Genomic DNA, 19,841 nt, shown 5'->3' with positions numbered 1-19,841 from the left:
CGGCGAGGGGAATACCAGCACCTCCCCTCTCACGCCCGCACTCCAAAGGCGTCCTGCGCCACTGTCCAGCCGGCCACCCGCTCACTCAGACTCAGACCTAACCCGGCCCGCATAGGCACCTGCATGCAACCGTTGCGAATCTCAAGACGCTCGTTGAACAACGGCTCCAGCCACTCGAAATGCTCCACCCAGGTGGCATGCTCGTAGGCAGCCGCCAGATGGATGTGCAGTTCCATGACGAAGTGCGGCGCCATGACTAGGCCGTGCCGCCTGGCCACCTCGGCAACCTGCAGGAACGGCGTGATACCCCCGACCCGCGGCGCGTCGTGCATGATCACGTCGACCGCGCCGCGCTCCACGTAGGCGCACGCCTCGGCGGCACTGCTGAGCATCTCGCCGCTGCCGACCGGGGTAACCAGCTGTGCGGACAGCGCCGCATGCCCCTCCAGATCGTGCGCATCGAGCGGCTCTTCGATCCAGGTCAGGTTCAGCTCTTCCAGAGCGCGCCCCATGCGCAGCGCGGTGGTGCGATCCCACTGCTGATTGACGTCTACCATCACCGCCACTTCATCACCGAGGGCATGACGCAAGGCCCGCACGCGTCGTAAATCTTCAGTTTGATTCGGCTGCCCGACCTTGAGCTTGATACCACCGATGCCGCCCGCCAGCGCCTGCCCGGCGCGTTCGATGACCTCCTCGATGGGCGCCTGCAGATAACCGCCAGAGGTGTTGTAGCAAGGCACCGCGTCACGCTGGGCGCCGAGCAGCTTGGCCAGCGGCAAACCAGCCCGCCGCGCCTTGAGATCCCACAGCGCCGTGTCGAACGCCGCAATGCTTTGCACTGCCAGGCCACTGCGGCCGATGGAGGCACTGGCCCAACTGAGTCGCCCCCAGAGACGGGCGATATCGTTGCCATCCTCGTTGAGCAGCAGCGGTGCCAGCTCGCGGGCGTGAGCGTACTGCGCTGGGCCACCGGTGCGCAGGGTGTAACTGAAGCCAAGCCCGGTATGCCCCTGGCGAGTTTGCAGTTCGACGAACAACAGGCTGACGGCCGACAGCGGCAATTGTCGGCCGGTGGACACCTTGGCATCGCTCACGGCCCGAGCCAGTGGCAGATCCACCGAGCGCAGGCCGATCCAGGTGATCGGATCGGGGGTGTAAAAGTCGAGGCTCATCGTCACTCCGAACGCGAAAGCGTGGAGCGATGATGGACGCCTGTATTGATGCAGGTCTAATCTATCTTTCTACTCAATTGATACCTGGATTGAATCAGTGTTCGAGCTGTCGCAACTGCGCTGCTTCACCACCCTGGCCGCCGAGCTGAACTTCCGCCGCGCCGCCGAGCGCCTGAACATGACCCAGCCGCCGCTAAGCCGGCAGATCCAGTTGCTCGAGCATCAATTGGGCGTGACGCTGTTTACCCGCAGCACCCGCTCGGTGGCGTTGACGGCGGCCGGCCGCGCCTTCTTCGTCGAAGCCCAGGCTCTGCTCGACCAGGCCCATCGCGCTGCACAGAGCGCCCGCCTGGCCGCCATCGGCGAAAGTGGCGCACTCAATATCAGCTTCGTCGCCAGCGCGGTGTACGACGTGCTGCCACGTGCAATCACCACCGCCAAGCGCGAACGCCCTGGCGTGGATATCGCACTGCTGGAAATGAGCACCTTCGAACAGGTGCAGGCGCTGCGCGCCCGGCGTGTGGACCTGGCCATCGTCCGCGCGCCCTTGCAGCAACCCGGACTGGCCAGCGAATGCCTGCTGCGCGAACCCTTCGTGCTGGCCGCACCCGCCGAACATCCGCTGGCGCAGCATGCAAGGCCGACCCTGGAGATGCTCCACGGTCAGCCCTTCATTCTTTATGCGCATACCGCCTGGCAACCCTTCAACGAACTGCACACCGGCCTGTTTCGCGCCACAGGCGTTCAGCCAGAGTTCGTGCAGGCGCTGGGCTCGACCCTGACCATCCTGTCGCTGGTCAATGCCGGCATGGGCCTGGCGATGGTGCCGCGTAGCGCCAGCGCCATTCGCTTCGAGCAGGTGCGCTTCCGCGACCTGCCGCTTCCAGAAGGCGTGTGCGGGGAGCTGCATCTGGTCTGGCGCGACGACAACGACAATCCGGCCTTGCCGTCATTGATCGATGCCGTGCGCCAGGCGGCTCGAGACATCTATCCGCCGAGCTAACAGGTCAGCCGCGCTTGCCAACCTCCGCCTGCTGCACCGTCCAGCCGGCGACCTGCTCGCTGAGGCTCAGGCCGAGGCCTGGTCGGGTCGGCACCTGCATGCGTCCGTCACGAATCTCCAGGCGCTCGTTGAACAGCGGTTCCAGCCATTCGAAGTGCTCGACCCACGGCTCGCGGGTGTGGCTGGCGGCCAGGTGCACGTGCAACTCCATGGCGAAGTGCGGCGCCAGCGTCATGCCGGCCTGCTCGGCCAGGGTCTGCACACGCAGGTAAGGCGTGATCCCGCCAACCCGCGGCGCATCGGGCATAAGGAAGTCGGCGCCACGCTGGCGGATGAACTCCCAGTGTTCAGCCGGACTGGTAAGCATCTCGCCAGTGGCGATTGGCGTATCGAACAGGCGCACCAGCTCGGCGTGGCCCTCGGCGTCGTAGCAGTCCAGCGGTTCCTCGATCCAGATCAGGTCGAATGGCTCCAGGCGTCGGCACATGCGTCGCGCAGTCGGGCGGTCCCATTGCTGGTTGGCATCGACCATCAGCGGGAAGCTCTCGCCCAGGTGTTCGCGCACCGTGCTGACGCGGTGGATATCCAGCGCCCAATCGGGCTGGCCGACCTTGAGTTTGATCCCACCGATGCCCTTCTCACGGGAGATCTCGGTGTTCTTCAGCAACTGATCGAGCGGCGTGTGCAGGAAACCGCCGGAGGTGTTGTAGCAGCGTACCGAATCGCGATGGCTGCCGAGTAGACGCGCCAGGGAAAGACCAGAACGACGCGCCTTGAGATCCCACAGGGCCACGTCGAAGGCACCGATGGCCTGGGTCGCCAGGCCGCTGCGACCGACCGAGGCGCCGGCCCAGCACAGCTTGTCCCAGAGTTTGGCGATATCGCTGGGGTTCTCGCCGATCAGGTTCGGCGCCACTTCCAGGGCGTGGGCAAACTGGCCGGGACCACCGGCGCGCTTGGAGTAGCTGAAACCTAGGCCACGGTGACCATCGCGGGTCTCGATCTCGGCGATCAGGATGGCGATCTCGGTCATCGGCTTCTGCCGGCCGGTCAGCACCTTGGCATCACTGATCGGGTTGGCCAGCGGCAGGGCGACCGAACGCAGGCTCAGCCAGGTAATGCGGTCATCGTCAGCGCGTGGGATGGAGTTATCGGTCATGGCATCTTCCTCGTGATGAAACTCGACGCCCCCCGCTGGGCCGCCGAAAATAGACAACCCGAGCCAGATTAAGATGATTGCGCAATCATTCAAGCCTCATCCTGATCGCCACAACTCATCTAGACATTTCACGAATCTGCAACATTCACCAACTACGCTGAATGTGTCCCGCTCCGCCTGACTTCCGAGGCATCCCGTCATGTTCCTGCAAAAATCCCTGCGCGCGCAGATTCTCGCCCTGCTCGGCGGCAGCCTGGCTTTGATCCTGGTCACCGCCCTGGCTTGCTTCAGCTTCCTCTCCAGCGGTATTCAGTCCTACCGCAGCCTGCTCGATGGGCCACTGGAGTCAACCCGCCTGATCGACGCAGCCAACGTCGAATTCAAGATCCAGGTACAGGAATGGAAGAACGTTCTGCTGCGCGGCCAGGACCGCGCCAACCTGCAACGTTACTGGAGCCAGTTCGAAGCGCAGGAGCGCAAGGTGCAGGACATTCTCGGCCAACTGACTCTGGTCGCCGCTGCCGACCCGGCGTTGAAGACGCAGGTCGAACGCCTACGTAGCGAACATCAGGCGCTTGGTGGCAATTACCGCAAGGGCCGCGACGCCTTCGTGGCCGCTGGCGCCAACGCCCAAGCCGGCGATGCAGCAGTGAAAGGTATCGACCGCGCGGCCAGTGAGCAGATGACTGCACTGGTCGAGCAATTGCGCCAGAACAGCCTGAGCCAAGCCGAACAGATCAACGCCAGCGCCGCGCGTACCATTGTCAGCGGCACCGTGGTGATGCTGGCTGCCGCCCTGGTCATCGCCATATTCAGCCTGTGGCTGGTCAACCGTAATCTGATCATCCCTATCCGCCACCTGATCGGCCATGTCGATCAGCTCAGCCAAGGCCGCTTCGGCCAACGCGTGGAAAGCACCCGTCAGGATGAGCTGGGACTGCTGGCCCGCGCCGCGAATACACTACGCGACTTTCTCGCCAGTACCAGCGAGCGCCTGCACCAGAGCACGCAGAACCTCGACAGCGCCAGCAACGAGTTGAACGCTATCGCCTCGCGCATGACCGAGGGTGTCAGCGAGCAGTTCGAGCGCACCGATCAGGTCGCCACGGCCATGCACGAGATGTCTGCCACGGCGCAGGAAGTAGCACGCCATGCCGCCGATGCCGCGCATGCGGCCAACGATGCCGACGACTCGGCACGCCAAGGCAGCACGGTGATGCAGTCGACCATCGCCACCATCACCGACATCCGCGGCGAGATCGCCAATACCGCCGAAGTGATTCGCCGCCTGGAAAGCGACAGCGGGCGCATCGGCAAGGTGCTGGAAGTGATCCGTGGCATCGCCGAACAGACCAACCTGCTGGCCCTCAATGCCGCCATCGAAGCCGCCCGCGCCGGCGAGCAGGGCCGCGGTTTCGCCGTGGTCGCCGACGAAGTGCGTCATCTCGCCCAGCGCACCGCCGAATCGACCGCCGAGATCAACCAGATCATCGACACCGTGCAGAGCGGCGCCCTGAACGCTGTGCGCGCGATCGAAAGCGGCCAGCAGCGCAGCGAACAGGGTGTGACCCAGGTAACCGCGGCGGGCGCCATGCTGCAGCGCATCACCGAAGCGGTGGAAGCCATCCGCGACATGAACCAGCAGATCGCCACCGCCGCCGAAGAGCAGACCTCGGTAGCCGAGGATATCTCGCGCAACCTCACCGAGCTGACCGCTATCGCCAGTGCCAACCAGGACAACGTCGAGCGCACGCAAATGGCCAGCCGCAACCTGCACGACATGTCCGGGCAACTGGGCGAAGTCACCCGCCGCCTGGGCTCCTGAGCTCATTATCAGACCGGCACAGGGAGGTGCCGAACATGCGCCGTACTTGACGCAAACGAGACGCTTTGACAGCGAACACAACTGGCACTAAGGTGCCTCTCTTGCCTATTCCCAGGCCCCTCTCAGCTTGCCAAGGAAACGGAATATGTTGCTCCGTCGCATGCTCATCATGCTCGGCGTGGTACTCGTCGTGGTACTCGCGCTCGCCGCCTACAAAGGCTTCTCCATCTACCAGCAGATCCAGATGTTCTCGGCGCCGCAGCCGGCTATCAGCGTGTCCGCCGCCCATGCCGAAGAGCAGCCATGGCAAGGTCGTCTGCCGGCCATCGGTACGCTCAAGGCGTTCCAGGGTGTGGACCTGGCCGCGGAAGTGGACGGCATCGTCCGCGAGGTGATGTTCGAGTCGGGGCAGAAGGTGACCCTGGGCCAGCCGCTGATCCAGCTCGACAGCGAAGTGGAACGCGCCAGCCTGGCCACCGCCGAAGCCGAGCGCAGCCTGGCACAGATCGAGTATGAGCGCGGGCGCAGCCTGGTCAGCCGCTCGAACATTTCCAAGAGCGAGTTTGATCGCCTGGCCTCGACCCTGCAGAAAGCCACGGCCAGTGTCGCCCAACTCAAGGCGCAACTGGACAAGAAGCGCATCAACGCACCGTTCGCCGGCACCATCGGTATTCGTCAGGTCGACACCGGCGACTACCTCTCGCCGGGCGCCACCATCGCCACCCTGCAGGATCTGTCGCGCCTGCACGTCGACTTCTTCCTGCCGGAGCAACGCGCGCCGCAGCTGCAGGTCGGCCAGCCAGTGCGCCTGAGCGTCGCCGCCTACCCCGACGAGCAGTTCGAAGGCCGCATCGCCGCGATCAACCCCAAGGTGGAAAACGAGACCCGCAACTTGCAGGTCCGCGCCACCCTGAGCAACCCGGATGAGAAGCTGCTGCCGGGTATGTTCGCCAATCTGGAAGTGCTGCTGCCGGGTGAGCAAGCGCAGATCGTGGTGCCGGAGACCGCCATCACCTACACCCTCTACGGCAACTCGGTGTACGTGGTGAAGGAGAAGCAGGACGAAGATGGCAAGACGCTCAAGGACGCAGACGGCAATGCCCAGCTGACCGTCGAGCGGCGCTTCGTCGAAACCGGCGAGCGCCGTGCCGGCCAGGTGGTGATCGGCAAGGGCCTGAAGGTCGGCGAGCAGGTGGTCACCTCCGGCCAGCTCAAGTTGGACAACGGCGCCCATGTCGTCATCGTCGACGACCCGGCGCTGCAGCTCGAGACCGACAGCAAACGCTAGAACTCGTAGGAGCGGGCGCTGCTCGCGAAGCTCTTGAGCCACCGCGTTCGCTCGCGATGCCCGCTCCTGCACACAGGCCGCAACAGCCAAGGAAATCATCATGGCTTTTACCGATCCCTTCATCCGCCGCCCGGTGCTGGCCACCGTGGTCAGCCTGCTCATCGTCCTGCTCGGTTTCCAGGCGTTCAGCAAGCTGACCATCCGCCAGTACCCGCAGATGGAGAACGCCCTGATCACGGTGACCACCGCCTATCCCGGCGCCAACGCCGAGACCATCCAGGGCTACATCACTCAGCCGCTGCAACAGAGCCTGGCCAGTGCCGAAGGCATCGACTACATGACCTCGTCGAGCCAGCAGAACCTGTCCACCATCTCCATCTACGCGCGCATCGGCGCCAACAGCGACCGTCTGTTCACCGAATTGCTGGCCAAGGCCAACGAGGTGAAGAACCAGTTGCCGCAAGACGCCGAAGACCCGGTGCTGTCCAAGGAGGCAGCCGACGCCTCGGCGCTGATGTACGTCAGCTTCTACAGCGACGAGCTGTCCAACCCGCAGATCACCGACTACCTGTCGCGCGTCATCCAGCCCAAGCTGGCCACGCTGCCCGGCATGGCCGAAGCACAGATTCTCGGCAACCAGGTGTTCGCCATGCGCCTGTGGCTGGACCCGGTGAAGATGGCCGCCTACGGCGTCACGGCTGGCGACCTCAACAGCGCGGTGCGCAAGTACAACTTCCTCTCCGCCGCGGGCGAGGTGAAAGGCCAGTACGTGGTCACCAGCATCAACGCCAGCACCGACCTCAAGTCGGCCGATGCCTTCGGCGCGATTCCGGTGAAGACACTCGGCGACACCCGCGTGCTGGTGCGTGACATCGCCCGCGTGGAAATGGGTGCGGCCAACTATGACTCGATCAGCTCCTTCGACGGCATTCCCTCGGTGTACATCGCCATCAAGGGCACGCCGAGCGCCAACCCGCTGGACGTGATCAAGGAAGTGCGCGGCGCCCTGCCGGAGCTGGAGGCGCAACTGCCGCCGAACCTCAAGGTGGCCATCGCCTACGACGCCACCCTGTTCATCCAGGCGTCCATCGACGAAGTGGTCAAGACCCTGGCCGAAGCGGTGCTGATCGTCATCGTCGTGGTCTTCCTGTTCCTCGGCGCGTTCCGCTCGGTGCTGATCCCGGTGATCACCATCCCGCTGTCGATGATCGGCGTGCTGTTCTTCATGCAGCTGATGGGTTACTCGATCAACCTGCTCACCTTGCTGGCGATGGTCTTGGCCATCGGCCTGGTGGTGGACGACGCCATCGTCGTGGTGGAAAACATCCACCGCCATATCGAGGAGGGCAAGACGCCGTTCGATGCCGCCATCGAGGGCGCGCGCGAAATCGCCGTGCCGGTGATCTCGATGACCATTACCCTGGCCGCGGTCTATGCGCCCATCGGCTTCCTCGAAGGCCTGACCGGCGCCTTGTTCAAGGAATTCGCCCTGACCCTGGCCGGCGCGGTGATCATCTCCGGCATCGTCGCCCTGACCCTGTCACCGATGATGTGCGCCAAGCTGCTGCGCCACGAAGAGAACCCGTCGGGCCTGGCCCATCGCCTGGACATGATCTTCGACAAGCTCAAGCAGCGTTACCAGAAGATGCTGCACGGCACGCTCAACACTCGTCCGGTAGTGGTGGTGTTCGGCGTGATCGTCATGGCGCTGATCCCGGTCCTGCTCAGCTTCACTCAGAGCGAACTGGCTCCCGAGGAAGATCAGGGCATCGTGTTCCTCTTCGCCAACGCACCGCAGCCGACCAACCTCGACTACGTCAACGCCTACACCAACCAGTTCGTGGAGATCTTCAAGACCTTCCCCGAGTACTACTCGTCATTCCAGATCAATGGTTTCGACGGCGTACAGTCGGGTATCGGTGGTTTCCTGCTGACGCCCTGGAACGAGCGCGAGCGCACGCAGATGGCAATCCTCCCCGAGGTCCAGGCCAAGCTCAACCATATCCCCGGCCTGCAGGTCTTCGGCTTCAATCTGCCGTCGCTGCCCGGCACCGGTGAGGGCCTGCCCTTCCAGTTCGTGATCAACACGCCGAATGACTACGAGTCGCTGCTGCAGGTGGCCGAACGGGTCAAGGCGCGTGCGCAGGAGTCGGGCAAATTCGCCTTCCTCAACATCGACCTGGCCTTCGACAAGCCGGAAATCGTCGTCGACATCGACCGCGACAAAGCCGCGCAGATGGGCGTCTCCATGGAAGACCTGGGGGCTACCCTGGCCAGCCTGCTTGGTGAGGGCGAGATCAACCGCTTCACCATCGACGGCCGTAGCTACAAGGTGATCGCCCAGGTCGAGCGGGCCTATCGCGAGAACCCGAGCTGGCTGGACAACTACCACGTGCGCAGCGAAAGTGGCGCCATGGTGCCACTGGGTACGCTGATCAGCATCAGTGACCGTGCGCGACCGACCAAGCTCAAGCAGTTCCAGCAGCTCAACTCGGCGATCATCGAAGGCGTGGCCATCGTCAGCCAGGGCGACGCAATCGACACCATCACTGCCATCGCTCGCGAGGAAGCGCCGCGCGGCTACAGCTTCGACTACGCCGGTGCCTCGCGTCAGTACATCCAGGAAGGCAGCGCGCTGTTCGTCACCTTCGCCCTGGCGCTGGCGATCATCTTCCTGGTGCTGGCGGCGCAGTTCGAAAGCTTCCGCGACCCGCTGGTGATTCTGGTCACCGTGCCGCTGTCGATCTGTGGCGCACTGATCCCGATTTTCCTCGGTTTCTCGACCATGAACATCTACACCCAGGTGGGCCTGGTGACGCTGATCGGCCTGATCAGCAAGCATGGCATCCTCATCGTCGAGTTCGCCAACCAGCTGCGCCGCGAGAAGGGCCTGCCGCTGCGTGAGGCCATCGAAGAGGCAGCAGCCATCCGCCTGCGTCCGGTGCTGATGACCACTGCTGCAATGGTGTTCGGCATGGTGCCGCTGATCCTCGCCACCGGCGCCGGTGCGGTGAGCCGCTTCGACATCGGCCTGGTGATCGCCACCGGCATGAGCGTCGGCACGCTGTTCACCCTGTTCGTCCTGCCCTGTGTCTACAGCCTGCTGGCCAAACCGGATGCCGAGCCGCAGGCGCAAGCCGCGCCCGCCCACTGACCGATCCTGTGGGAGGCGCTTCAGCGGCGACCGTCGCGGCTGAAGCCCCCTCCCACAGCCCAGCCTTACCGTCGCACCTCATTCGCGGAAACGACAAAAGGTCGCAATTAACCCTTGCTATTTATGTAATAGGAATTATTCTCAGTTACGTAATGACGGCCAAGGAGACCTGCCATGACCTACCTGATCGATGCCTGGCTGGACCGCCCGCATCCCTACCTGCGCATTCTCAACCGCGAAACCGGGGAAGTCTGCGCCATGCTCGAAGAAGAAGCGCTGGACGAACTGCGTGACCAGGGCGACCTGGACCTGCAGGAGCTCAGCTCCAGCGAACCCATCGTGCTCAAAGAACTGGTGCGCAGCCTGTTTCTCTACTGCTATGCGAGGGCCTTGCGCCCGTCCTGAGAAACTGGTGCGCGTGGCGCACCTACCCAGAGAAATGCAAACGGGGCGCCCTGTCACCAGGGCGCCCCGTTTCGTTGAATCAGGCCGCCACGTAGGGTGCGCTGTGCGCACCGACGAAACAGCCTGCGTCCCCAGGCACGCGGCCTAGGATGGACGATGCTTCATCCGTCCACCGCAGTCGCGAATGGTGGACAAAAAACAGCGTTGTCCACCCTACGATCCGCCTGCCGATTGCGCTTACAGGATGTCGAGCAGCTCGACATCGAACACCAGCACACTGTGCGGCGGGATGCTGCCGACGCCTTGGGCGCCGTAGGCCAGCTCGCTCGGCACGTGCAGGCGCCATTTGCTGCCGGTACCCATCAGTTGCAGTGCCTCGACCCAACCCGGAATCACGCCGCCGACCGGGAATTCAGCCGGCTGGCCACGCTCGTAGGAGCTGTCGAACACGGTGCCGTCGATCAGGGTGCCATGGTAGTGGGTACGCACCTGGTCGTCGGCCGACGGCTTGGCGCCCTCGCCTGCCACCAGCACTTCATACTGCAGGCCGGAGGCCAGTACGGTCACGCCCTCACGCTTGGCGTTCTCGGCCAAGTATGCATGCCCCTCGCCTGCAGCAGCTTCGGCTTTGGCGGCAGCTTCGGCCTGCATGATTTCGCGGATGACCTTGAAGCTGGCACCCAGCTCGGCCTCGGAAACGCGGCTGGCCTGGCCACTGAACGCGTCGGTCAGACCAGCCAGGATGGCCGTCAGGTCAACGCCGGGCGGCGGGTTGTCACGCAACTGACCACCGAGTTGACGACCGATGCCGTAGCTGACGCGGCCCTCATCGGAGGACAGATCGGGGCTGAAGTTGAGTTCGGACATGAATGGCTCCGCTTGGGGCTATGAAAAAGGCCGGCCAGCCTAGCACAGAACCGCACACGCCCCATCTCTACCGTTCATCCGCCTGCATGAAACATCTAAATCACCCTTGATCTGGCGCAATTGCTACTACCTTTAGCTAAGCCTAACTTAAGGAAAGCCTGGATATCATATTGATATCACCTCGTTCGCCCTCTCACCACGCAGGAGCGTGCGTCATGCAAAACGGCTCTCGAGTCAGTCTTCGGACATGGATATGGCGTGCCTTCGTGCAAACGGCTCTGATCCCACTGATTCTGGTGGAGACAGTGTTGATCAGCGTCTACCTGATCACCAACGTATCCATCCGCGACGCTCAGATATCCCACCTGCGCGAGACAGCCTTGAACGATCTGCAGGCTGCAGCTGGCCAGGAAGCCCACTTGGTCGAAAGCGAACTCGGTCATATCGCCCGTCTCACCAACACCTACGTAGCCCTGACCCAACAGACGCTGGACGAGAGCCAGCCAATCGCACCGGCAGAACTGGCTATAACGCCCAGCGGCGTGCGTTACAGCCCTCGCGATGACGGCGGCGCGGCATCCTTCTACTCCAATGTGACGCCCCCAGAGAAACAGGACCTGCAGAAAGTCGCGCGCCTGGGTAGGCTCGATCCGCTGATGCGCGAAATCGTGCAGCAGAACCCGCTGGTGGCCAGCATCTATTTCAACAGCTGGGACAGCTACAACCGCATCTATCCCTGGTTCGACACACCCGCGCAGTATCCCCACGACATGGTGATACCCGATTACAACTTCTATTACCTCGCTGACGCCAAGCACAACCCCGAACGCAAGGTCGCCTGGACCGATGTCTACCTCGACCCAGCAGGCCAGGGCTGGATGCTCTCGGCCGTTGCCCCCGTGCTAGGCGGGGACTTTCTCGAAGGCGTAGTCGGCCTGGACATCACCGTCGGCAAGTTGCTCGAACATATCCAGAGCCTCGAGGTGCCATGGAACGGATATGGCGTGATCGTCAGCAACGAAATGAACATTATGGCCTTGCCTCCAGCCGGAGAGGACGACTTCGGCCTGGATGAACTGACCACCCACTCCTACGACGAAGCCATCAGTTCGGAACTGTTCAAACCCGAGGACTTCAATCTGCTCAAACGTGCCGATACCGAAGGCCTCGCCAACGCCATTGCGCAGCGGGACAAAGGCGTGCTTTCCGTCACTCTCAACGACCGTCCACACCTGGTCGCCTGGGCAACGATCCCATCCACCGACTGGCATCTGCTGACGGTGGTCGATGAGATGGAGGTATTCAGCCAGACCAACGAACTCGCCAGCCACTACCGCAACATCGGCTACCTGCTGATCGGCGGTCTGGTGCTGTTCTATCTGGTGTTCTTTGCCTTCATGTGGGGCCGCGCCCGCGAGCTGACCGAGCGTCTGCGCAAACCTATCGGTGGCATCGTCACCATGCTCCGTGAGATTGGCCAGGGCAACTGGAAGCCGAAACGCCCGGCGACCACCATCGACGAACTGGAAGCCATCATCGATAACGTCGAATCCATGGGCCAGCGCCTTGAGCGCAGTGCCACGCAGCTGCAACGTGCCAGCCACGAAGCCCAGGAAGCTAGCCGCGCCAAGAGCCAGTTCATCTCCAGCATGAGTCATGAGTTGCGTACACCGCTGAACGCGATACAGGGTTTCGCCCAGCTGATGCGCATGCAGCAGGGCCCACTGCAACAGCAGGACACCGATTACCTCGAAGAAATTCTGCTTGCCAGCCGCCATCTCAACCAACTGGTGGGGGACATTCTCGACTGGTCGAGCCTGCAGAGTGACCTGCCGCGCCTGGAAATGGCCAAAGTAGACGCAGTGGCCCTGATGAACGAGTGTGCCGACCTGGTAGCACCCGAGGTCGAAGCCCGCGGTTTGAAGTTAGAGCTTTCCTTGCCGCCGAGTCAGGTGCCGGTACTGGCAGACGCGCGCCGCCTGCGCCAGGTGCTGCTCAACCTGCTATCGAATGCCATCAAGTACACACCAGCAGGCAGCGTCAGCCTCAGCTGCATGGAACACGACGGTCGAGTGCGCTTGATGGTCAGCGATACCGGCATGGGCATCACCAGCGAGCTGCAGCCTCTACTGTTCGAACCCTTCCAGCGTCTCGGCCAGGAAAACGGCGCCATCCAGGGCACCGGAATTGGCCTATCGTTGTGCAAGGAATATGCAGCGCTGATGAATGGAGAGATGGGCCTGCACAGCGAGCCGAACAAGGGCAGCAGTTTCTGGATCGACCTGACCCGCTACGTCGAGCCCAGCCGACCTGTAACCACCTCGCTGGCGCAACACCCGGCCTGCGTGTATCACGGCGACCTTGATGCTACGAATCGAGAGGTCGTCAGCACGGCGCTGGCGAACATCGACCTGCTGCAGTTCGACGACGGCAACCAGCTACTGGCTGCTCTGCTGGCCAGACGTCCTGATCTGCTGCTACTCAGCGTAGAGCTCAATGGTATGGACGGACGCGACCTGCTACGCACCTTGCGCCAGAATGCTGAACTGGCCGACCTGCCAATCGTACTGCTGAGCCGTGAAGATCAACTGCAGGATCTGGTCAGCCTGGGTGGTAGTGCCTTGCTGGGTGTGCCCATCGACGCCAATGAACTGTGCCAATTGGTCAGCGACCTTACCGGCAAGGAGGCGAGTTATGCTGTCTAAGGACTTCACTCAATCGCGGGTGGTCATCGTCGATGACGTCGTCGCCAACAGTCGCTTGCTGGAATCCAGCCTCAAGGCTTTCGGCATGCGCAATACCATCAGCTTTTCCGATTCTGCCGCCGCGCTGGAGTGGTTACAGCACAACCCCTGGAACCTGCTGCTGCTGGATCTGGACATGCCGGCGCCGAATGGCTTCGACATCCTCCGCGCCCTGGCCGACCGTGATCGCAGCAGCAATCCGATCATCATCATCACCGCGCTGAACGACAGCGTCAGCCGTCGCACCGGCCTGGAGCTGGGCGCCAACGACTACCTGAGCAAACCGGTCGACCTGCCCGAGGTGATCCTGCGCGTACGCAGCAACCTGCAACTCAGCCAGGCCAGCCTGGCCCTGCACGAAGCCAACCACACCCTGGAGCAACGCGTGCGCGAACGCACGACGCAGCTGACTCAGAGCTATGGCGCAGTAGTGCGTACCCTGGCGCGTGCAGCTGCCTACCGTGACAGCGAGACCGGCAACCATATCGTACGTATCGGTGAGTCCGCCGCGTTGATTGCCGAGGCTCACGGCATGAGCGCCGACTGGGTCAAGCTGATTCGTCAGGCCGCCCCGATGCACGATGTCGGCAAGATCGGTATCGCCGACCACATCCTGCTCAAGCCTGGCCCACTGAGCGATGATGAGCGCCGGCAGATGCATGAGCACCCAACAATCGGCCACTCCATTCTCACCGACCAGCACGCCTCTGAGCTCACCGCTCTGGCCGCAGAAATTTCCCTGACCCATCACGAGAAATGGGATGGCAGTGGCTATCCCAATGGACTGAGCGGCGAACAGATTCCCTTGTCTGGACGCATCGTCGCGATTTGCGACGTCTACGACGCATTGCGCATGCCACGCCCCTACAAGGAGCCGTGGCCCCCAGAAAAGGCACAGGCCTACATACGCGAACAAGCCGGCAAACATTTTGACCCGGACCTGGTCGCGCTGGTCGAAGGCCTCTACGAGAAGATCGAAACACTTCAGCACGACCTCAGCGACTGTGCGCAAGGAGACTGATCGATCTTGAAAACGATAAGAAAAACCTCAGCCCGTTAATCGCCTTCTCAATTTCCGAGTACTGCCACCATGAACTTCAGATCCATCTCCATAGCCCCACGCGCTGCAATAGGATTTGGCTTGATCGCCCTGCTGGTCTTCGCTCTCGGCGGTTTTGCCCTGCTGCAGATGAACAGCATGCATGACCGCTCCAGCGAGGTCGAAAACAACTGGATTCCCAGCCTCAATACCCTGGGCGACGTCACGCAAGACATACTGCGTCTGCGCGCCGTGACCCTGCGTATGCTGCTCAGCGAGACCCCACAGCAGTTGCAGGAAAACATGGCGCTGGCGCAGAAGCTGCTGGATGACCTGAAGAGTGTGCAGTCCCGCTACGAGACCTTGATCAGCTCATCCGAGGAACGCAGCACCTATGAAGAGTTCAAGAGTGCCGAGGCAGCCTATCTGAGACTGCGTGACCAACTCGCTCAGCATCTGCAAAACGGTGACCGTCAGGCCGCGCAGGAATTGCTTACAGGGGCCATGAACCAGCAGGCAGACACCATGGTCAAGGCTCTCAATACACTGATAGCCCTCAATCGCCAGGGCGCCTCAGGCGCAGCAAAAGCCGCCGATTCCGTTTATACCCAGGCGAGCCGCGGCACCTTGCTGGTCATGGTCCTATCTGCCATTGCCACGGTCATGCTGGCCGCGCTTCTTACTCGCAGCATCGTCAAGCCGCTGGCGGAAGCGGTGCAGGTCGCGGACTCGGTGGCCAGAGGCAATCTGACCATGAGCATCGACACCCAGGGCAACGACGAACCCGCGAAGCTGTTGCAGGCATTGAAGAGCATGCAAGGCAATCTACGTGGCACTATCGAGCAGATTGCCGATGCATCCAACCAACTGGCGTCGGCCGCTGAACAACTGAGTGCAGTAACCGATGGCACCGCGCGCAACCTGCACCAGCAAAGCCTGGAGATCGACCAGGCGGCCACGGCAGTCACCGAAATGAGCAGCGCCGTGGACGAAGTGGCGCGCAACGCTGCCAGTGCCTCGGAAAGCTCCAGCGAATCCGGGCGCATCGCCCGCCAGGGCAGCGAGCGCATCACCCAGACACTGTCGTCGATCAACCAGTTGGCGGCCGACGTCGATTCGACCTCGAGCAACTTTGGCCAACTGGCCGGCAAGATCCGAGGCATCAGCCAGGTACTCGACGTGATTCGCAGCATCGCCGAACAGACCAACCTGCTCGCCCTCAACGCCGCCATCGAGGCTGCGCGCGCTGGTGAAGCGGGTCGCGGCTTTGCCGTGGTCGCAGATGAAGTGCGCGCCCTGGCGCACAAGACCGGGCAATCCACCCGTGAGATCGAGACCATGATCAGCACCGTGCAAAACGATACCGAACAGGCGGTGCGCGCCATGGAGTCGAGCAATGGCCTGGCCAAGCAGACACTGGATATCGCCGAAGGCGCGGGGGTCGCACTGGATCAGATCATCCAGTCGATTGCCGAGATCGGCGACCGTAACCTGGTGATCGCCAGCGCCACCGAACAGCAGGCCCATGTGGCCCGCGAAGTAGACCGCAACCTGATCAACATTCGCGATCTGTCGCTGCAGAACTCGGCCGGTTCGGAGCAAACCAGCACCGCAAGCCGAGCCCTGTCGAGCCTGGCTGCCAACATGCAGGGCATGGTCGCGCGCTTTCAGGTCTGAACCAGCACTGGAGTTGACCGGCTCAAGCGCCGGTCACCCGCTCAGCGCGCACGCCGGCAGCGCTCGGAGCAGTAGCGCACCTCTTCCCAGCAGCGCGCCCACTTCTTGCGCCAGCTGAACGGCAGGCCGCACACCAGGCAGGTCTTGACTGGCAACTGGCTCTTTTTCACAGCATTTCTCCGGCATCGAGTTTCGCCAACAGGCGCTCGCCCCAATCCCACAGCGCCTGCTGCTTGGCCTCCGTCATGCGCGCCAGGTTGCGGTAGACCATGCCGATACGCGGGTTGCGCTCCAGGGGCTCGCGGTGGCGCATCAGAAAATGCCAGTACAGCGCATTGAAAGGGCAGGCCGACTCACCGGTGCTCTCGCTCACCTTGTAGCTGCAGCCCTGGCAATGATTGGACATGCGCTTGATGTACTGGCCGCTGGCGCAATACGGCTTGGAACCTAAATAGCCACCGTCGGCATGCATCACCATGCCCAGGGTGTTGGGTAGCTCGACCCAATCGAAGGCATCCATGTACACGGCGAGGTACCAGTCGCAGATATCCTTGGGTGCGATGCCCGCGAGCAAGGCGAAATTACCGGTCACCATCAGTCGCTGGATATGGTGCGCATAGGCATGCTCCAGAGTCTGGCCGATGGCCTGACGCATGCAGTTCATCCGCGTCTTGCCGGTCCAGTAGAACTCAGGTAGCGCACGTGAATTGCCAAAGCGATTGCCTTCGGCGTACTCCGGCATGCGCAGCCAGTAGATGCCGCGCACGTACTCGCGCCAGCCGATCAGTTGGCGGATGAACCCTTCGGCGGCGTTCAGCGGTACGTCGCCAGCGCGATAGGCCGCCTCGACCTCGGCGCAGAGCCGCCGCAAATCGAGCAGGCCGATATTCAATGCGGCGCTGATGCGCGAGTGAAAGAGAAAGGGTTCGCCATCGGCCATGGCGTCCTGATAGTCACCAAAGTCGGCCAGGCCGTTGTCGAGAAAATGCTGCCAGAGGCGCTCGGCCTGCTCGGCCGTAACCGGGTAATCGAAACCTTCAAGCCTTCCGTAATGACTAGTGAAACGCTGCCCGACCAACGCCAGTACGTCACGCGTGATGGCGTCCGGCTCGACGCACAACGGCAAAGGCGGATGCACACCTTTTGGCAACGACTTGCGGTTGTCGACGTCGAAGTTCCAGGCACCGCCCTCCGGTGTGCCGTCGGGGTTGAGCAACAGCCCACTATCGCGACGCATCTCACGGTAGAAAAACTCCATGCGCAACTGCTTGCGCCCCTTGGCCCAGGCGGCGAACGCAGCGCGGCTGCAGAGAAAGCGGCTGTCCCGATGCCAGTGAATCGGCACGCCACAGTGACGCAGCGCCTGCTCCAGACGCCAGTCACCGCACTCGGTCAGATGCACCTCGGCCGGATCGAGCCGTTGCGTCCAGCGCAGCAGCTCGCCGGGCAGCGAACCACTGTTGTCCGGATCATCCAGGGTCACGTAGTGCACGTGCAGACCCTGCTCACGCAAGGCTTCGGCGAAATGGCGCATGGCACTGAAGATCAGCGCGATCTTCTTCGGGTGATGCGGCACATGGCTGGCTTCCTCCATCACCTCGGCCAACAGCACGTGATCATGTTGTGGATCAATGTCACTCAGGGCAGCAAGACCGTGGGTGAGCTGGTCACCCAGGATCAGAATCAGGCGGCGTGCAGTCACAGCGGCACGATCTCCATGTTCGGGTGGCGGCGCAGATGGCCGAGCAGGATGTGATAGGTATCGAGGTTGAAACCGCCGCGCCGCTCGATCAGCAATGGCTCGATCTGCTCGAAACACTCCACCGTACCGAGGTGGCGCCACTGGTCGAGCACGTGCCACTGGGTGAGGTCGTGCTGCTCATCGCGTTCGACCAGGGCAACCGCTCCCACCCAGGGCCAGGCCTGGGTCTGCAGGCGCTCTGCACCGGCTAGCAGCCGCGCATCGTGGGCCTGGCGCGACTCTTCACCGCAGCACGCGCCAGCACAGCGTCCGAGCTGGAAAGCGAAGCAGGCACCCTCGCCCTCTTCCAACCCCAACACCCGCAGACAAAGACGCCGCTCGCGTGCCTGCTCCAGTAGCCACTGGCGCGCATGGTGACGCGAGCGGAACAACCCGGCATGCCTGAGCCCAGGGCTCAATGCCTGGTGCTGCAGCAGCTCTATTTGCAGCTCACCAGGCTTGCCCGCCAGCGCCCAGGTCAACAGCTCGCGCTGCTTGCGCAGCCGGCGGTTGTACAAGGGTTGCAGGCGCTTGATCTCGGCGGATTCGAGCAACAGCGCGCCCAGTTCACCGGCAGTGACTGCCAGCTGTACGTCGCGAATCTGCTGCACCATCTGCAGGCTGCGGCGATCGCGGTGATCGTTCTGAAAATGCGACATAACCCGGCGACGCAGGTTGCGGCTCTTGCCCACGTAGAGTTGTGCACCGCCATCACCCAGGAAGTAATACACCCCTGGCCGCTCCGGCAACCGGGCGAAACGTTCCGCAGCCAATAGCGGTGGCCGCGCGGTGCTGCGCAGTTGAGTGCCAAGCGTCGACGGCTCAACCCGCTCAAGCAGGTGCAGCGCCAACGCCCAGACGGCCTCGGCGTCGGGCACCGCTCGATGGCGGAAGAAACGCGCAATACCGAAATGCGTGCAGAGCGCGTCGAAGCCGTCGCCAGCCAGCTCCGGCAGCGCCGCCCTAGCCAGACGAAGCGTGCACAGCTGAGCGGGGCGCAATGCCTTCCAGTCGGGCAGCACGCGGCGCAGGAACGCCAGGCTGAAGCGCAGATTGTGGCCCACCAGTGTGCGACCCCGGATAGCACTGGCTATCGCCTGTGCCTCGCTCTCGATAGCCGGCTGGCCGCGCAACTCCAGCGGATGCAGGCCTGCCAGGCTGAGCAACGGCGCCGGCAAGGCTGCACGGGGCTCGAACAACCAATGCAGGCGCGCTTCGACGTTGCCGTCGGCATCGACCTGGATGATCGCCAGCTCCCAGATGGCATCACGCGCCGGATGAACGCCAGTGGTCTTCACTTCCATGACTGCCAGGGCTCTGCCCTGCAAGAGCGCAGCCGGTGCGATGGCAGCGGTCACCAGCCAGAGCGGAAGGCGATGGGCACGCGCAGGCTGTTGTCAGCCGAGGGCATGCCACACATCTCGTCATGTACCGAGCTGTGCACCAGGAAGAAAGGCAACGGCGGCATGTCCTGCAGCACGTCACGGGCATGCTCTACCGAGCGAAGATTCAGGGTTTTTCCCTGCTCGGTAAGGATCGGATGCGCCCTGCCTTCCATCCGCGCTTCGAGCAGATAGATGCCGCCCTCAAGTGAGATCAGACTCAACTCGTCGATGCGACCGGCCTGGGCATGCGTGGAAAGATCGTGCAGATTCATGAGGCTCGCCTTCTACATTTCTATACAAGAACTTATACAAAAATAATTCTTGTACAACAATGGGAAACCTCAAGCCCAGAAAGCAAAACGCCCGTCCTGTTCGGACG

General features: G+C 62.7%; 15 protein-coding genes. 8 read left to right on the top strand and 7 right to left on the bottom strand.

The genetic code is table 11. The annotated features are described in order from the left end of the window. Positions 1–29: 29 nt before the first annotated feature. Positions 30–1,175: an L-talarate/galactarate dehydratase gene (locus BM059_RS13360; RefSeq protein ID WP_074939220.1), complete on the bottom strand. Its 1,146-nt coding sequence runs from the start codon at positions 1,173–1,175 to the stop codon at positions 30–32. Between the two features lie 97 nt (positions 1,176–1,272). Between BM059_RS13360 and BM059_RS13355 the strand changes: the two genes are divergently transcribed. After that, the gene (locus BM059_RS13355) at positions 1,273–2,178 is read left to right on the top strand and encodes a LysR family transcriptional regulator (protein WP_074939218.1); all 906 of its coding nucleotides are present in this window, start codon (positions 1,273–1,275) and stop codon (positions 2,176–2,178) included. A gap of 4 nt (positions 2,179–2,182) precedes the next feature. Here the strand turns inward: BM059_RS13355 and BM059_RS13350 are convergent, their stop codons facing one another. Then, the gene (locus tag BM059_RS13350) at positions 2,183–3,337 is read right to left on the bottom strand and encodes an L-talarate/galactarate dehydratase (protein WP_074939216.1); all 1,155 of its coding nucleotides are present in this window, start codon (positions 3,335–3,337) and stop codon (positions 2,183–2,185) included. Positions 3,338–3,536: 199 nt separating this feature from the next. Between BM059_RS13350 and BM059_RS13345 the strand changes: the two genes are divergently transcribed. From BM059_RS13345 to BM059_RS13330, 4 genes are all read left to right on the top strand, one after another. Next, complete coding sequence (locus BM059_RS13345) at positions 3,537–5,162, top strand: methyl-accepting chemotaxis protein (RefSeq protein ID WP_074939214.1); 1,626 nt, start codon at positions 3,537–3,539, stop codon at positions 5,160–5,162. 145 nt (positions 5,163–5,307) lie between these two features. Then, on the top strand, positions 5,308–6,450 hold the full coding sequence (locus tag BM059_RS13340) for an efflux RND transporter periplasmic adaptor subunit (RefSeq protein WP_074939212.1): 1,143 nt from the start codon (positions 5,308–5,310) through the stop codon (positions 6,448–6,450). A 100-nt stretch (positions 6,451–6,550) separates the two neighbouring features. Beyond that, positions 6,551–9,604 (top strand): multidrug efflux RND transporter permease subunit, encoded by a 3,054-nt coding sequence (locus BM059_RS13335; RefSeq protein WP_037001678.1) that lies wholly within the window; start codon positions 6,551–6,553, stop codon positions 9,602–9,604. Positions 9,605–9,778: 174 nt separating this feature from the next. Beyond that, on the top strand, positions 9,779–10,009 hold the full coding sequence (locus BM059_RS13330; protein ID WP_037001679.1) for a PA4570 family protein: 231 nt from the start codon (positions 9,779–9,781) through the stop codon (positions 10,007–10,009). A gap of 237 nt (positions 10,010–10,246) precedes the next feature. Here BM059_RS13330 and BM059_RS13325 read toward each other — a convergent pair whose 3' ends face one another. Further along, the gene (locus tag BM059_RS13325) at positions 10,247–10,876 is read right to left on the bottom strand and encodes a BamJ family beta-barrel-assembly machinery protein (RefSeq protein WP_074939210.1); all 630 of its coding nucleotides are present in this window, start codon (positions 10,874–10,876) and stop codon (positions 10,247–10,249) included. A gap of 215 nt (positions 10,877–11,091) precedes the next feature. Between BM059_RS13325 and BM059_RS13320 the strand changes: the two genes are divergently transcribed. The 3 genes from BM059_RS13320 (at position 11,092) to BM059_RS13310 (ending at position 16,336) form a co-directional block, all read left to right on the top strand. Next, positions 11,092–13,581, top strand: a complete 2,490-nt coding sequence (locus tag BM059_RS13320) for an ATP-binding protein (RefSeq protein WP_074939208.1) — start codon at positions 11,092–11,094, stop codon at positions 13,579–13,581. Next, positions 13,571–14,641: an HD domain-containing phosphohydrolase gene (locus BM059_RS13315; protein ID WP_074939206.1), complete on the top strand. Its 1,071-nt coding sequence runs from the start codon at positions 13,571–13,573 to the stop codon at positions 14,639–14,641. The genes BM059_RS13320 and BM059_RS13315 overlap by 11 nt, the downstream gene beginning before the upstream one ends. A 69-nt stretch (positions 14,642–14,710) precedes the next feature. After that, the gene (locus BM059_RS13310) at positions 14,711–16,336 is read left to right on the top strand and encodes a methyl-accepting chemotaxis protein (protein WP_074939204.1); all 1,626 of its coding nucleotides are present in this window, start codon (positions 14,711–14,713) and stop codon (positions 16,334–16,336) included. Positions 16,337–16,377: 41 nt separating this feature from the next. On the opposite strand, the gene BM059_RS13305 is transcribed toward BM059_RS13310, so the two are convergent. Genes BM059_RS13305 through BM059_RS13290 form a run of 4 tightly spaced genes read right to left on the bottom strand, consistent with a single transcriptional unit; the run spans position 16,378 to position 19,734 of the window. Continuing rightward, on the bottom strand, positions 16,378–16,506 hold the full coding sequence (locus tag BM059_RS13305; protein WP_074939203.1) for a DUF2256 domain-containing protein: 129 nt from the start codon (positions 16,504–16,506) through the stop codon (positions 16,378–16,380). Next, a complete protein-coding gene (locus tag BM059_RS13300; RefSeq protein WP_074939201.1) occupies positions 16,503–18,038 on the bottom strand; it encodes a cryptochrome/photolyase family protein in 1,536 nt (511 codons plus the stop codon). Before BM059_RS13300 ends, BM059_RS13305 begins: the two co-directional genes overlap by 4 nt. Next, complete coding sequence (locus tag BM059_RS13295; protein ID WP_074939372.1) at positions 18,035–19,381, bottom strand: 3'-5' exonuclease family protein; 1,347 nt, start codon at positions 19,379–19,381, stop codon at positions 18,035–18,037. The genes BM059_RS13300 and BM059_RS13295 overlap by 4 nt, the downstream gene beginning before the upstream one ends. A 50-nt stretch (positions 19,382–19,431) precedes the next feature. Beyond that, on the bottom strand, positions 19,432–19,734 hold the full coding sequence (locus BM059_RS13290; RefSeq protein ID WP_037001689.1) for a DUF6482 family protein: 303 nt from the start codon (positions 19,732–19,734) through the stop codon (positions 19,432–19,434). Positions 19,735–19,841: the final 107 nt, after the last annotated feature.

Source organism: Ectopseudomonas composti (genome assembly GCF_900115475.1).
Classification (GTDB): Bacteria; Pseudomonadota; Gammaproteobacteria; order Pseudomonadales; family Pseudomonadaceae; genus Aquipseudomonas; species Aquipseudomonas composti.
The sequence above is the reverse complement of the archived record's forward strand: the minus strand, read 5'-3'. Positions and strand labels throughout refer to the sequence as shown.